This window comes from Halomonas beimenensis, from assembly GCF_002549795.1.
GTDB lineage: Bacteria > Pseudomonadota > Gammaproteobacteria > Pseudomonadales > Halomonadaceae > Halomonas > Halomonas beimenensis.
The window spans coordinates 1,606,317-1,619,371 of record NZ_CP021435.1; the positions used below are offsets into that span (position 1 = coordinate 1,606,317).

At 69.8% G+C, this 13,055-nt stretch carries 11 protein-coding genes and 1 pseudogene; 7 read left to right on the top strand and 5 right to left on the bottom strand.

The window, feature by feature from the left end:
• Positions 1 to 10: 10 nt before the first annotated feature.
• The gene (locus BEI_RS07680) at positions 11 to 937 is read left to right on the top strand and encodes a LysR substrate-binding domain-containing protein (protein ID WP_097788962.1); all 927 of its coding nucleotides are present in this window, start codon (positions 11 to 13) and stop codon (positions 935 to 937) included.
• A gap of 81 nt (positions 938 to 1,018) precedes the next feature.
• On the opposite strand, the gene BEI_RS07685 is transcribed toward BEI_RS07680, so the two are convergent.
• Positions 1,019 to 2,716, bottom strand: coding sequence for a BCCT family transporter (locus BEI_RS07685; RefSeq protein WP_097788963.1), 1,698 nt, complete (start codon positions 2,714 to 2,716; stop codon positions 1,019 to 1,021).
• 357 nt (positions 2,717 to 3,073) lie between these two features.
• On the opposite strand from BEI_RS07685, the gene BEI_RS07690 reads away from it, so the two are divergent.
• The 6 genes and pseudogenes from BEI_RS07690 (at position 3,074) to BEI_RS07710 (ending at position 9,258) form a co-directional block, all read left to right on the top strand.
• A complete protein-coding gene (locus BEI_RS07690; protein WP_097788964.1) occupies positions 3,074 to 4,264 on the top strand; it encodes an aromatic ring-hydroxylating oxygenase subunit alpha in 1,191 nt (396 codons plus the stop codon).
• Positions 4,265 to 4,287: 23 nt separating this feature from the next.
• Entirely contained in the window at positions 4,288 to 5,730 is a 1,443-nt protein-coding gene (locus BEI_RS07695) for an aldehyde dehydrogenase family protein (RefSeq protein ID WP_097788965.1), read from the top strand.
• An 11-nt stretch (positions 5,731 to 5,741) separates the two neighbouring features.
• Positions 5,742 to 5,903, top strand: a pseudogene (locus tag BEI_RS19265) (rubredoxin); the annotation flags it as partial.
• Between the two features lie 30 nt (positions 5,904 to 5,933).
• Entirely contained in the window at positions 5,934 to 7,166 is a 1,233-nt protein-coding gene (locus BEI_RS07700) for an FAD-dependent oxidoreductase (RefSeq protein ID WP_227644682.1), read from the top strand.
• A gap of 151 nt (positions 7,167 to 7,317) precedes the next feature.
• Positions 7,318 to 8,637, top strand: coding sequence for an NAD(P)/FAD-dependent oxidoreductase (locus BEI_RS07705; protein WP_097788967.1), 1,320 nt, complete (start codon positions 7,318 to 7,320; stop codon positions 8,635 to 8,637).
• A 258-nt stretch (positions 8,638 to 8,895) separates the two neighbouring features.
• Positions 8,896 to 9,258, top strand: a complete 363-nt coding sequence (locus BEI_RS07710) for a cupin domain-containing protein (protein ID WP_097788968.1) — start codon at positions 8,896 to 8,898, stop codon at positions 9,256 to 9,258.
• 50 nt (positions 9,259 to 9,308) lie between these two features.
• On the opposite strand, the gene BEI_RS07715 is transcribed toward BEI_RS07710, so the two are convergent.
• The 4 genes from BEI_RS07715 to BEI_RS07730 all read right to left on the bottom strand — a co-directional run bounded on the left by BEI_RS07715 (position 9,309) and on the right by BEI_RS07730 (position 13,055).
• Entirely contained in the window at positions 9,309 to 10,748 is a 1,440-nt protein-coding gene (locus tag BEI_RS07715; RefSeq protein WP_097788969.1) for an aldehyde dehydrogenase family protein, read from the bottom strand.
• Entirely contained in the window at positions 10,736 to 11,488 is a 753-nt protein-coding gene (locus BEI_RS07720; protein ID WP_097788970.1) for an ABC transporter permease, read from the bottom strand. Before BEI_RS07720 ends, BEI_RS07715 begins: the two co-directional genes overlap by 13 nt.
• Before the next feature lies 1 nt (position 11,489).
• Positions 11,490 to 12,203, bottom strand: a complete 714-nt coding sequence (locus BEI_RS07725) for an ABC transporter permease (protein WP_097788971.1) — start codon at positions 12,201 to 12,203, stop codon at positions 11,490 to 11,492.
• An 84-nt stretch (positions 12,204 to 12,287) separates the two neighbouring features.
• Positions 12,288 to 13,055, bottom strand: coding sequence for a transporter substrate-binding domain-containing protein (locus BEI_RS07730; RefSeq protein ID WP_097788972.1), 768 nt, complete (start codon positions 13,053 to 13,055; stop codon positions 12,288 to 12,290).

Consider the following 13,055-nt stretch of genomic DNA (forward strand, 5'->3'; position numbering starts at 1 on the left):
CCGAATCCCCATGAAGATCAGCCCCTTGCCTCCCCTGAACAGCCTCGTGGCCTTCGAGTCGGCGGCACGCCACCTGAGCTTCACCCTGGCGGCCGAGGAGCTCCATGTCACCCAGGGGGCCATCAGCCGCCAGGTGCGCAGCCTCGAGGACTACCTGGGCAAGCCGCTGTTCGAGCGCGCCAATCGCAGCGTCAAGCTCACCGCCATGGGCCAGCGCTATGCCCAGGCGGTGCGCCAGTCGCTCCACGATATTTCGGCGATCACCGACGAGGTGCGCAGCTGGCAGGGCATGCACCAGATCACCGTGGCCACCACCAGCGCCATGGCGTCCCTGTGGCTGTTGCCCAAGATTGCCGAGTTCCAGCGCGAGCACGACAACATCGAGCTGCGCATCGTCGCCACCGAGCAGATCCGCGACCTCTCGCGGGTGGAGTCCGACGTGGCGCTTTTCTATTGCCGCACCCCGCCGGCCCACATGCGGGCCACGACGCTCTTCCACGAGGAGGTCTTCCCCGTCTGCAGCCCGGGCTACCTGGAGCGGCACGGGCCCTTCCCGGGCCCCGAGGCGCTGCTGGACTGCACCCTGCTGTCCCTGGAGGACGCCGACCAGGACTGGATGAGCTGGAAGCAGTGGTTCACCGAGGTGGGCGTGGTCTCCCGGCTGCCGCGGCGACGGCTCAACATCAACAGCTACTCGATGCTGGTCCAGGCGGCGATGATGGACCAGGGCGTGGCACTCGGCTGGAGCCAGCTCGTCGACGACTATCTGGAGCGGGGGCAGCTGGTGCGACCCGTAGAAACCGTGTTGCGCACCGAGGCCCGCTTCTGTTTGCTGGAACGCGGCGAGGCGCCCGTCGCCCGCCGCGGCGTGCGGGCCTTCCGCGAGTGGTTGCTCGACACCATTCCCAAGGAAGTGGGCGACCTGGGCCTGACCTGACCCCTCCGGCCCGGCCTGAACGACAAGGGGCCCGGCAACTGCCGGGCCCCTCGTCGTTCACGGGTCGATGGAGGTGGGGCCTCAGGCCTCCAGTGCCGGCTCGGCCCGGGTCGCGGCACCACGCGGAGCCGCTTCCTCGACATCGGCCTTGCCGCTGTGATGGTCGAGGTCCTCGTGGGCGGGGCGCGCCTGGAGCGGCAGCATGGCGGCGGCCATGGGCTCGCGGCGCAGGGTGCGATGCAGGCTCAGCGTCATCACCAGGATGAACACCGCGATGGGCAGGCCGGCGATGATCGAGGCGGTCTGGATGGTCTTGAGCCCGCCGGCGTAGAGCAGGGCGCCGGCGATGCAGCCGATCACCAGGCCCCAGATCACCCGGATCGGCTGGGGCGGTTCGGGACTGCCCACGCTGTCCAGGGTGCACAGCACCAGGGTGCCGGAGTCCGCCGAGGTGATGAAATAGGTCGCCAGCAGCAGCACCGCCATGATCGACAGCACGCTGCCCAGCACGCCCGGGTCCAGGGCGTCGAACAGGGTGAACAGCGCCAGGGTGGTGTCCTCCTGGGTGGCCTGGAGGACGGCGCCGCCGCCGAATTCGGTGTCCGCGGCGATGTCGCCACTGGCCACGGACTGTTCATGGGCTTGACGGGCCTGCTGCTCCTCGAACAGGGCGCTGCCACCGAACACCGACATCCACACGAAGGTCACCAGGGTCGGCACCAGCAGGGCGCCGCCGATCAGCTCGCGGATGGTGCGGCCCCGGGAGATGCGGGCGATGAACATGCCGACGAAGGGCGCCCAGGTCATCCACCAGGGCCAGTAGAAGGCGGTCCACCAGTTCTGCCAGCCGCTGTCGGCGTTGGCGTCGCTCCACAGGCTCATGCCGATCAGGTTGTCGGCATAGTCGCCGGTGGTCTGCAGCAGGGTGTTGAGGATGTAGCGGGTCGGGCCGATGGCCAGCACGATGGCGACGATGGCCACCGAGAGCAGCATGTTCCACTCCGACAGCCGGCGGATGCCCCGCCCGACCCCGGACATCACCGAGGCGATGGCGAACAGGGTGATTACCGCGATCATGGCGAGCTGGACGCCGATGCCGACCTCCACCCCGAAGACGTTGTTCAGGCCGCTGTTCATCTGGATCACGCCCAGGCCCAGGGACTGGGAGACGCCGAAGGCGGTGATCGCCACGGTGAGGATGTCCACGGTGTGGCCGATGGGGCCGTAGATCCGGTCGCCGATGAAGGGATAGAGGATCGAGCGCAGGGTCAGCGGCAGGCCCTTGCGGTAGGCGAAGTAGGCCAGGGCCAGGGCCACGATGATGAAGGTCGCCCAGGGGTGCAGGCCCCAGTGGAAGAAGGTCAGGCGCATGGCCATGCCGGCGGCGGCCTCGCTCATGCCTTCGCTGAAGGGATTGTCGGCGTAGTGCCACATCGGCTCGGCCACCGACCAGAAGATCAGGCCGATGCCCATGCCGCCGGAGAACAGCATGCTCACCCAGGACACGAAGCTGAACTCGGGGCGCTCGTCGTCCTTGCCCAGGCGGATGTGGCCGAAGCGGCTGACCATCAGGTAGAGCAGGAAGGCCAGCACGGCGGTGACCAGGCCCAGGTAGAACCACTTGGCGTTGTTGAGGACGGTCGTCGAGATGTCCTGGAAGATGGCGCCGGCCTGCTCGGCCAGCACGGCACAGAAGATCACGAAGCCGATGACCAGCACCTTGGAGGCGATGGTCACCGTGGGGTTGAGGCCCTTGAACAGGCCGCTTTCTGAGCGCATGGCGTCACTCTCGGTTGTTATTGACTCAGGGGACGTCGGGGAAGGGCCCGGGGTGGCCCGCTGCGAAGGGTGGGGGCTCCACGGGGCGGGAGCAAAGCATTTTTTGTCATCAATGCATGAGGTTTTCTCACGCATTGAGTTGACGATAACGCCGCAGGGGGAGTCGAGGCTCGGCATGATAGCCTGATGTTGTGGGATTCGCCATTCGTCTAATCAGTGAGCTTTTCTCATGCATTGATGCCGATTCATCGATTGTCGCCAGGGCTCGGCGCTCCCAGACTCGCCTCCACCAGCCGGAACCCCCGGTAGGGCTGACAACAGACCAGAAACCGCCCGTGTCCCCGTGAGGAGGCCAAGATGACCGACCTGACCCAATCCCTGATCCCCGCCCGGCAACTCGACGACGTGCTCGCCCCCATCGAGGAGGCCACCGGCATGCCCAACGAGGCCTACGTCAGCGAGGCCTTCTTCGCCGAGGAACGCGACCGCCTGATGGCCAATACCTGGGTGTGCGTGGGCTTCGCCAGCGACCTGATCAAGAACGGCTACGTCAAGCCGGTCGACTTCATGGGCCTGCCGCTGCTGATGATGCGCAACAAGGACGGCGAGACCCAGGTCTTTCACAACGTCTGCAGCCACCGCGGCATGCAGCTGGTGGCCGAGGAGGGCGAGGTGCAGGGCGTGATCCGCTGCCCCTACCACTCCTGGACCTACGACCTGAACGGCAACCTGCGCGGCACGCCCCACATCGGCGGCGTCGGCCAGCACAAGGTCGACGGCTTCAAGTGCGAGAAGCATGGCCTCAAGCCGATCCGCAGCGCCGTGTGGATGGACATGGTGTTCGTCAACCTCGACGGCCAGGCCCCCGAGTTCGCCGAGCACGTGGCGCCGCTGGAGAATCGCTGGCGCGACTTCGTCGGCCCCGAGGGCTTCGAGCTGCTGCGCCGGGTGAACATGGGCGGCAACCTGGAGATCACCGTCAACTGCAACTGGAAGCTGGCGGTCGAGAACTACTGCGAGAGCTATCACCTGCCCTGGGTGCATCCGAGCCTGAACACCTACTCGCGCCTCGAGGACCACTACAACATCCAGTTCGGTGAGCACTTCTCCGGGCAGGGCAGCCTGGCCTACCGCCTCTCCGACGTGGCCGGCACCCGCCTGCCCAAGTTCCCGTCCTGGCCGAAGGACAAGATGGAGCACGCCGAGTACGTCTCCTTCTTCCCCAACGTGCTGCTCGGCATCCAGGCCGACCACGCCTTCGCCATGATGCTCGAGCCGGTCTCCGCCGCGAAGACCGTGGAGCACCTGCGCGTCTACTACGTCGGCGACGAGGCCACCCAGGACGCCTATGCGGCCTGCCGGACCTCCACCCTGGAGTCCTGGCGGGTGGTGTTCGGCGAGGACATCGGTGCCGTCGAAGGCATGCAGCGTGGCCGCCAGTCCCCGGGCTTCCAGGGCGGCGTCTTCTCGCCGGTGCTGGACCACCCGACCCACTTCTTCCACCAGTGGGTGGCCCGCCGCCTGCGCGGCGACGCGGACGCCGCCTGATCCCCCGTTCCGGAGTTCCCCTGATGAGCCAACTCGATCGCTACTATAACTACATCGACGGCGCCTGGACGGGCGCCGACACCTGGCTGGTGGTCGCCGACCCGGCCACCGACGAGCCCTATGCCGAGATCGCCGAGGCCGGCATCGAGGACGCCGACGCGGCCATGGCCGCGGCCCGGCGCTGCGTGGCCTCCGGGGCGCTGACCTCGGTGCGTCCGGCCCAGCGCGTCACCTGGCTGCTGGCCATCGCCGAGGAGATCAAGGCGCTGACCGAGGATGCCGCCCTGGTGCTGTGCCGGGAGAACGGCAAGTCCCTGGACGTGGCTCGCGGCGAGTTCGAGGAGGCCGCCCGCTACTTCGAGTACTACGCCGGCATGGCCGACAAGATCGAGGGCACCTCGATCCCGCTGGGCGACGACTACGTCGACTTCACCAGCTACGAGCCCATGGGCGTCTCGGTGCAGATCGTGCCCTGGAACTTCCCGCCGTCGATCTGCGCCCGCTCCCTGGCGCCGGCGCTGGCCGCCGGCAACGCCGTGGTGATCAAGTCGCCGGAGATCTCGCCGCTGGCGATGACCTTCCTGATGACCGCCTGCGAGCGGGCCGGCCTGCCGAAGGGCGCGGTCAGCCTGCTGTGCGGCAAGGGCTCGGTGATCGGCGCCCACCTGGTCAAGCATCGCGACGCCAACCAGATCGTCTTCACCGGCTCGGTGCCCACCGGCCAGCGCATCCTGCGCGACGCCGCCGAGCGGGCCACCCCCAGCGTGATGGAACTGGGCGGCAAGTCCGCGGCCATCGTGCACGCCGACGCCGACATCGAACAGGTCATCGATAGCGTCAAGGCGGGCATCTTCTTCAACGCGGGCCAGGTCTGCTCGGCCATGTCGCGCCTGCTGGTGCACCGCTCGCGCCTCGACGAGGTGGTGGAACGCGCCCGCGAGCTGGCCGAGGGCCTGTCCATCGGTCCCGGCGTCGACAACCCGGATCTGACCCCGCTGGTCTCCCGGGACCAGCTCGAGCAGGTCGAGGCCATGTGCCGCCGGGCCATCGAGGCCGGGGCTACCTGCCTCACGGGCGGTGAACGCGTGGCGGGAGTGAATGGCTACTTTATGCAGCCGACCCTGTTCACCGACGTGGCCGTGGACAGCGAGATCTTCCAGGAGGAGGTCTTCGGCCCGGTGCTGGTGATCCATGCCTTCGACACCGAGGACGAGGCCGTCGAACTGGCCAACGGCACCGAGTTCGGCCTGGTGGCCGGGGTCTTCGACACCCGCCTCGACCGGGCCCTGCGCACCGCGCGGCGCCTGCGCGGCGGCCAGGTGTTCATCAACGAGTGGTTCGCCGGCGGCGTGGAGACGCCCTTCGGTGGCGTGGGTCTCTCCGGCTTCGGCCGCGAGAAGGGCCAGGAGGCGCTCTACAGCTACGTCCAGACCCGCAACATCGCCGTCCGCGTCAAGGGCGCGTGAAGGAGGTCCCGATGAAGAAGTGGCTCTGCATCATCTGCGGCCTGATCTACGACGAGGCCGAGGGCTGGCCGAGCGACGGCATCGCCCCCGGCACCCGCTGGGAGGACGTGCCGGAGGACTGGCTCTGTCCCGACTGCGGCGTGGGCAAGGCGGATTTCGAGATGATCGAGATCACCGACGAGGCACCCGCTGCGGCGGCCCCCATGAGTCCGACGCCGCTGGCCGATGCGGTGGCCGCTCCGGCGGCGGCCACGACTGACTCTGTCGCCACCCACTCCCAGGGGCCGCTGGTCATTATCGGCAGCGGCCATGCGGGCTACGGCCTGGCCGAGGCGGTGCGTGCCCGGGACGCCGAGCGGGAGATCCACGTGGTCACCGCCGACGACGGCGGCCTCTACGCCAAGCCGTCGCTGTCAAACGCCCTTGCCCTGGGCAAGGACGCGGAGGCGCTGCTCGACGAGTCGGCCCTGGCCATCGAGAAGCGCCTGAACCTCCGGGTGCATGCCTTCTGCCCGGTGGAGCGCATCGACGCCGAGGCCAAGCGCCTGCACACCCGCCTCGGCGAGCTGGACTATGGTCAGCTGGTGCTGGCCACCGGGGCCAGCCCGATCCGCATCCCGGTGGCGGGCGAGGCGGGTGCGCTGCTCTCGGTCAATGACCGCGGCGACTATCGCGAGATGCGCCGCCGGCTCGATGCCCTGGAGGGCCCCGGGCGGGTGGTGATCGTCGGCGACGGCCTGATCGGCTGCGAGTTCGCCAACGACCTGGCCCAGGCCGGGCACCGGGTCGAGGTGGTGGGCCTGGCGGAGCGGCCGCTGCCGAGGCTGCTGCCCGAGGCGGGCAGCGAGGTCCTGCGCGAGGCGCTCGCCCGGCTCGGCGTGTGCTGGCACCTGTCCCGCTCGGTGGCCAGCGTCGCCGTCCACGAGGAGGGGTACCGGCTGACCCTGACCGACGCCAGCGAGCTGGAGGCGGACCTGGTGATCAGCGCCGTGGGCCTGGTCCCCAACGTCGAGCTGGCCCGGGCGGCCGGTGTCGACTGCGGGCGCGGCATCCGGGTGGACGATCATCTGGCCACCTCATTGCCCGACGTCTATGCCCTGGGCGATGCCGTGGAGATCGATGGCCAGCTGTTGCCCTACCTGGCGCCGATCAACGCCGGCGTCCGAGCCCTGGCGGCAACGCTGACGGGCACGCCGACGGCGGCCAGCTATCCGGTGATGCCGGTCATGGTGAAGACCCCGGCTGCGCCGGTCTGTGTGGTGGTGCCGCCGGCCGAGGCCCAGGTCAGCTGGCGCGTCACCGCCACCGCCGATGGCATCGAGGCCGGCGGCTATGACGCCATCGGCCGGCTGCGGGGCTTCGCCCTGGTGGGCGAGGCGGCCATGGCGCGGCGTAGCGACTGGGTGAAGGCCTGCGGGCAGGCCCAGGCCGCCTGAGGCCCGACAACAACCGACTGCGCTCGCCGAGTTTTCGTATCGAGCACTCCGTAGTGCATGACGACACGCGGCGCCCGTGGGCGCCGCCTTCTTCCGAACCGCCGGGCTCGCCCGGCGATGACGTCGCGCCCCGGCGCGGCGGAGGTCCGAGATGTCACACGCCATCCTTCCCCGTGACGACAATTGCAACGGCTGGTACCAGCTGCTCGACGCCCCGACCCCGGCGCGTCGTCTCAACTCGAACGAGACCGCCGACTGGCTGGTGATCGGCGCCGGCTTCACCGGCCTGGCCGCGGCCCGTCGCGTCGCCGAGCTGCGCCCCTTTGATCGCGTGGTGCTGCTGGAGGCCCTGCGGGTCGGCCAGGGCGCCTCCGGGCGCAATACCGGCTTCGTCATCGACCTGCCCCACAAGCGCGACCTCGAGGGCGACGATCTGGCGCGCAAGCAGAAGCTGCTCTCACTCAACCGTGCCGCGGTGGACGACCTGGAGACCCTGGTCCGGCGCCACGGGATCGAGTGCGGCTGGTCCCGGGCCGGCAAGTACCAGGGTGCGGTGGGCGAGCGGGGCCTGAAGTACCTCGACCACTACGAGACCCTGCTCCGCGACTTCGACTATCCCTACCGGCGCCTGGAGCGGGACGAGCTGGCGCCGATCCTCGGCACACGTCACTACGCGGCGGCCATCTACACCGCCGACACTGCCTTGATGCAGCCTGCCGCCCTGGTGCGCGGCCTCGGCGAGACCCTGCCGGACAATGCCGAGCTCTACGAGCATACCCCGGTGGTCGGCCTGACCCGCAGCGGGGGCCAGTGGTGCGCCACCACGCCGGAAGGCGAGGTGCGGGCGACCAACCTGCTGCTGGGCTCCAACATCTATTCCCAGGAGTTCGGCTTCCTGAAGCATCGCGTGCTGCCGGTGATGACCTTCGCCAGCATGACCCGCGAGCTGAGCGACGAGGAGATGGCGCTGTTCTCCGCAGCGCCCCATCACTTCGGCCTGACGCCCGCCGACCATGCCGGTACCACGGTGCGACTGACCCCCGAGCGGCGGCTGATCATCCGCAACCAGTACCGCTTCGTGCCGCGTTATCACGATGACCTGGCCGAGCGCACCCGGATCCGCCGGGGGCACCGCGACTCCTTCGAGGCCCGCTACCCCACGCTGGCCCACGTGCCCTTCACCGCCACCTGGGGCGGCGCCTGCGGGCTGTCGCGCAACTACACCGCCTTCTTCGGCAAGGTCGGCGACAACGCCTGGATGTCCGGCGTCCACCAGAGCGTCGGTGCGGCGCGGGGCACCATCTCCGGCAAGCTGCTGGCGGAGCTGGCCACCGGCGAGGATTCCAGTCAGCTGGCCGACATGCTCGCGGTCTCCGGCAAGCCGGCGATCAATCCGCCGGAGCCCTTCCTGAGCCTCGGCGTGAAGACGCGAATGAAGCACGCGGCGTGGGCGAGTCGCAGCGAACTCTAAGGAAACGCTGATTTATTGCTGCGCTCGATATCCTGGCCGCCGGCGGTGCCGGTGCGCCGGCCCGGTCGTCTCCTCATGTAGCAGGCTACACTCCGGTTCCTCCGCTCCGGCGGCGGCCAGCCTCTCATCGCTCGCGACATAAATCAGCGCATCCTTGTCGATGTTGCCATCTGACTTGGCGCCGGCCTTGGACCTGGCGGATGCGCTAACGCCTATCCGCCCGACGCCCCTTCTGAACCGATTCAATCAAGGACCACCATGAGCGATACCCCCATCCGCGCCATCAAGTTCGACCATCGCGAGACGCAGTTCCGCCATCGCGGCGGGCCGCCCGGCCACGCCGAGATCGGCCGCACCGTGGACACCGCCCTGAGCGAGACCATGGGCGCCGGCTTCGCCCGCTGGGAAGGCGCGGAGGTGGCCTGGACGGTGCTCTACGACGAGGTGATCTTCGTCATCGAGGGCGAGCTCGAGGTCACCGCCGCCGGCGAGACCCACCGCGTGACCCCCGGCCAGATGCTGTGGATCCCCGAGGGCACCGAGCTGGTCTACGGCGGCCAGGCGCTGTTCGGCTACGCCCTCTCCCCGGGCAACTGGAAGGCACTGCACGGAATGGAATGACCACGGGCCGCCTTCCGGGCGGCCCGTTGCGCAGGGGACGGCGTCGGGTCTCAGGCCGGATGGGTGACGTAGCGGGTCTCGAGGTAGGCGTCGAGGCCCGCGCGACCCAGCTCGCGGCCGATGCCGCTGCCCTTCATGCCCCCCGCGCCGAGCCCCGGCGGCGCGACCTGATGGGTGTTGCACCAGACGTTGCCGGCGGTGAGACGGCTCGCCAGGGCCGCGGCCCGCACCGGGTCCCCGGCGACCACGGTGGCGGCGAGCCCGAAGTCGCTGTCGTTGGCCAGCGCCACCGCCTCCTCGTCGTCCCGCACGGCCCGCGCACACAGCACCGGGCCGAAGATCTCCTCCCGCCACAGCCGGCTGTCGGTCGACACGTCACGGAACACTCGCGGAGCGACGAAATGGCCCTGCTCGGGCAGGGAGATGGCCGGCGTCATGCCCTGGAGCCCCTCGGCCTCGGCGAGGGCCAGGTAGCTTGCCACCCGGTCGCGCTGGGCGGCGTTGACCAGCGGCCCCAGGGTGGTGGCCGCCTGCAGTGGATCGCCGGGTACCAGCTCGCCGATGGCCGCGTCCAGCCGGTCGAGGAGGGCCTCGGCGACGGGCTCGTGGACCAGCAGTCGCGAGGTGGCGGAGCACATCTGGCCGGCGTTGTAGCAGAAGCCGGCCAGCACCAGCTCCGTCGCCAGGTCGAGGTCGGCATCCTCGGTGACGAGTATCGGCGACTTGCCGCCGAGCTCCAGGGAGACGTTGCGGGTGCCCCGGGCGGCGGCCGCCATCACCGCCTCGCCCACGGGGTTGCTGCCGGTGAAGGAGAGCTTGTCGATGCCGGGATGGGCGGTGAGCGGGGCCCCCACGCCCTGGCCGTCGCCGTGCACCAGGTTGAAGACGCCCGGCGGCAGCTCGATCGCCAGGGCGATCTCGGCCAGCGCCTGCTCGGGCAGCGGAGTGACCTCCGAGGGCTTGAACACCACCGTGCAGCCGGCGGCCAGGGCGGGGGCGAGCTTCCAGGCGCTGCTGACCAGCGGGAAGTTCCAGGGGGTGATCAGCCCGGCCACCCCGGCCGGGTCCTGGTAGCGCCGCGAGATCAGGCCGGCCTCGCCGGTCGCCACGGGCTCGCCCTGGCGCTCGTCCAGGGCCCGGGCCTCGCCGGCATAGTGCCGGTAGCAGGCGATGGCGTCATCCAGGTCCTGGGCGGCCTCGGCCCGCGGCTTGCCGTTGTTGCGGCAGGACAGGACCTCGAGCTCGTCGCGCCGTGCGCCCAGGGCGTCCGCGAAGGCGTCGAGGTAGGCCCCGCGCGCCGCGCCGCCCAGCGCCCGCCAGGCCGGCAGGGCGCGCCGGGCGGCGGCCACGGCGGCGTCCACGTCGGACGGGGCGCCGGCGGTGACCTCGGCGATCACGGTCTCCCGGCAGGGATCGGTGACCGCCAGGCGACGGTCGCCGCGGCTGGCCATCCACTGGTTGTCGATGAAGTGATGGATCAATGCTTGCATGGGGCGGTCTCGACTCGACGAAGGGGCAGCCAGCGGCGGCGGGTCGGCTGCATGCCCGGGAAATGGCGCTCCACCTGGCGCAGCACCAGGGTCAGCACCACCGTCAGGGCCAGGTAGAGGCCGGCGATCAGGGTCAGCGGCTCGTAGACCAGGAAGGTCTCGTCGCGGATGATGTTGGCGGCCTGCAGCAGGTCCATCATGGCGATGGTGGAGACCAGCGGCACCGACTTGAGCAGCAGGATCATCTCGCCGGTCAGGGTCGGCAGGCACAGCTGGATGGCCCTCGGCAGCCACAGCCGGGCGAAGACCTGGAAGGGGGTCAGGCCGAAGGCCCGGCCGGCCTCGCGCTCGCCGGGGGGCACGCTCACCAGGGCCCCGCGGATCACCTCGCCGGAGTAGGCGCCGACGCTGAGGATGAAGGTCAGGGCGCCGTAGAAGAAGGGATCGCGCAGCAACGGCCAGATCACGCTGTCCTGGATGCCGGGGATGTCCTCGAGCAGCCGGCCGACGCCGTAGTAGAAGAAGAACAGCTGCACCAGCAGCGGCGTGCCGCGGATCACGGTGGTGAAGCCGCTCGCCAGCCAGGCCAGCGGGCGGGGCCCCTTGATGCGAGCCATGGCCACGGCCACGGCGAGCAGGAGCCCGCCGACGGCGGACACGACCAGCAGCCAGAGGGTGTTGATCAGGCCTTCGACCAGGTACTCCTGATAGAAGGGATCCTGAAGCCAGGAAAAGTCCATCTCAGGCCTCCTCGCGGATCGGCTGGCCGCGCCGCACCCGGCGCTCCAGGCGCGTGAACAGCGCCGTGGACGAGAGCGTCATGGCCAGGTAGATGACCCCGGCGGCGGCGTAGAACAGGAAGTGGGCGCGGGTGCTGGCGGCGGCCTGCTGGATGGTGAAGAACAGCTCGCTGAAGCCGATCACGCTGATCAGGGCGGTATCCTTGATCAGGATCAGCCAGAGGTTCGACATGCCGGGCAGGGCATTGGGCAGCATGGCCGGGATGACGATGCGATGGAAGCGCGTCCAGGCGGAGAAGCCGAAGGCGTCGGCGGCCTCGAGCTGGCCCTTGGGGATGGCCAGGATGGCGCCGCGCAGCACCTCGGTCATGTAGGCACCCTGGACGAAGGCCAGCACGCCCACGGCGGTGACGAAGCCGTTGATGGCGACCTGGCCGGGCAGCCCCAGGGCGTTGGTCAGGGCGGTCAGGGCCTGGGAGCCGGCGTAGTAGAGCAGGATGATCAGCAGCAGCTCGGGGACGGCGCGCACCGCGGTGGAGTAGACCGTGGCCAGGCCGCGCAGCGGCGCCCAGGGGCTGAGCCGCGCGCTGGCGCCGACCAGCCCCAGCAGCAGGCCGATGGCGTAGGCCAGCACGGCGATCTCCAGGGTCGTCAGCGCCCCTTCGAGGATGGGGCCCGCCCAGTCGAGCAGGCCCTCTTGGGAAACCTTGTTCATGAGTCGTCGTGTCCTTGATCAGACAGGGCGAGACCGGCGGTCGGCCGAGGCCGACCGCCGGGCGAGCGTCGTCGAGGACCGGGCTCAGGTGCAGATGTCGGTACCGAAGTACTCCTCGGACAGGGCGGTGCAGGTGCCGTTCGCGCGGACCTCGGCGATGGCGTCGTTGAGGGCGGACTGCAGGGCGTCGTCGTCCTGGCGGATGCCGATGCCCACGCCTTCGCCGTAGGCCTCGTGACGCGGTGCCGTGGCCTTGATCTCGTAGCCCGCGGCCTCGTCGCGCTCGAGGAACTCGGTCATGGCGATCTCGTCGGCGAGGATCACGTCCAGGCGGCCGGCCAGCAGGTCGCGGTTGACCTGCTCGGCCTGGTCGTAGAGCCGGATGTCGCCGACGGTGTCGCGCAGGGCGCGCCGGGCGTAGGTGGCGTTGGTGGTGGCGGCCTGCACGCCGAGCACCTTGCCGCCCAGGTCGTCGGGGCCGCCCAGCGCCAGGTCGTCGGCGGCGACGAAGGCGCCCGGGGTGAAGTAGTAGGGGTCGCTGAAGTCGATGACCCGCTGGCGGGCCTCGGTGATCGACATGGAGTTCATGATCATGTCGATGCGCCCGGCGTTCAGCGAGGGGATGATGCCGCTCCATCCGGTGGGGGTGATCTCGCAGGAGCGCGCCATGGCCTCGCAGATGGCCATGCCCAGCTCCACCTCGAAGCCGGTCCACTCGCCCTCGGAGGAGGTGTAGGTGAACGGCGGGTAGGGCTCGGCGGAGATGCCGATCTTGAGCGGCTCGGCGGCCTGGGCGGTGGCGGACAGGCCCAGGGCGGCGAGGGCGGTAGCGGCGATCAGGGGACGGTTCAT

Bases quoted from the DNA above. Each gene is read 5' to 3' on its own strand.
- BEI_RS07680 (WP_097788962.1), top strand. From the start codon at position 11: ATGAAGATCAGCCCCTTGCCTCCCCTGAACAGCCTCGTGGCCTTCGAG.
- BEI_RS07685 (WP_097788963.1), bottom strand. From the start codon at position 2,716: ATGCGCTCAGAAAGCGGCCTGTTCAAGGGCCTCAACCCCACGGTGACC.
- BEI_RS07690 (WP_097788964.1), top strand. From the start codon at position 3,074: ATGACCGACCTGACCCAATCCCTGATCCCCGCCCGGCAACTCGACGAC.
- BEI_RS07695 (WP_097788965.1), top strand. From the start codon at position 4,288: ATGAGCCAACTCGATCGCTACTATAACTACATCGACGGCGCCTGGACG.
- BEI_RS07700 (WP_227644682.1), top strand. From the start codon at position 5,934: ATGAGTCCGACGCCGCTGGCCGATGCGGTGGCCGCTCCGGCGGCGGCC.
- BEI_RS07705 (WP_097788967.1), top strand. From the start codon at position 7,318: ATGTCACACGCCATCCTTCCCCGTGACGACAATTGCAACGGCTGGTAC.
- BEI_RS07710 (WP_097788968.1), top strand. From the start codon at position 8,896: ATGAGCGATACCCCCATCCGCGCCATCAAGTTCGACCATCGCGAGACG.
- BEI_RS07715 (WP_097788969.1), bottom strand. From the start codon at position 10,748: ATGCAAGCATTGATCCATCACTTCATCGACAACCAGTGGATGGCCAGC.
- BEI_RS07720 (WP_097788970.1), bottom strand. From the start codon at position 11,488: ATGGACTTTTCCTGGCTTCAGGATCCCTTCTATCAGGAGTACCTGGTC.
- BEI_RS07725 (WP_097788971.1), bottom strand. From the start codon at position 12,203: ATGAACAAGGTTTCCCAAGAGGGCCTGCTCGACTGGGCGGGCCCCATC.
- BEI_RS07730 (WP_097788972.1), bottom strand. From the start codon at position 13,055: ATGAACCGTCCCCTGATCGCCGCTACCGCCCTCGCCGCCCTGGGCCTG.